Here is a 728-nt window from a genome sequence, read left to right as displayed (position 1 = left end):
GAGGTCACTGGTTCGAGTCCAGTAGTCTCCACCATAGGAACTCCTAGAGCCGCAACGGCTCTAGGAGTTTTCTTTTTTATGGTCTTAACCGATTTGTTAGTAACGTGTAAGTAACCGTTACTTTTCCTCTTTTTCTTTTATCCGGCCATGCAGTTCTTTGTTCTCAGGAAAAATATACGTCCTGTCTCGGCTGGCCAGGTCATATTCTGCTTCGCAGGAGAGCCCACTAACGATCAGTTGGTTGCTGATATCTGCCAGCCGTGTGTAAACGCTGTTTTCTCACTCGACACAGGAAAATATATTTGGAGATGAAAAGAGGGAGCTTACGCCCCCTCTTTTCAAATCTTACGCAGCTTTCTCATGACGCCGTCATAGGCTCTTGGATTCACCACCCGGAGAGTATCCATGAGCTCATCCATGACCATCCACGCTTTAGAGGGCGGTCTCCCCGCCACGGCGCGGAGAAAGTCGCTGTCGCCGTACTGGTCCAAGGCGTCCTCTGCTCCTGCGGCAGCTTCAGCGTAAGCCGCAATCTGCGGCTGGGCGGCGGAAAGCCCCAGCATCTCATTGCGGCAGGTGTAAAGCGCGGCCAGCAAGGTATACCGCTTTTCGCTGCTTTCCTCCTGCTCCAGTTCTTGGATAGCCCACTCTATTTCCTTCAGGTTTGGCGCGGACATGGCCGCACCCCCTTATGCGTTCTCCAGCTCGCGCATGAAGCGTTTGATTTT

1 protein-coding gene is annotated in these 728 nt (G+C 52.5%); it reads right to left on the bottom strand.

Annotated features, from left to right (window positions below; all coding sequences use genetic code 11):
• Positions 1–338: 338 nt before the first annotated feature.
• The gene (locus D1159_RS19030; protein ID WP_161847141.1) at positions 339–677 is read right to left on the bottom strand and encodes a hypothetical protein; all 339 of its coding nucleotides are present in this window, start codon (positions 675–677) and stop codon (positions 339–341) included.
• Positions 678–728: the final 51 nt, after the last annotated feature.

The sequence above is a fragment of the Pseudoflavonifractor sp. 524-17 genome (assembly GCF_009935845.1).
Lineage (GTDB): Bacteria > Bacillota > Clostridia > Oscillospirales > Oscillospiraceae > Pseudoflavonifractor_A.
Note: the sequence above shows the minus strand (reverse complement) of the source record. Positions and strands in the feature narration are given on the sequence as shown.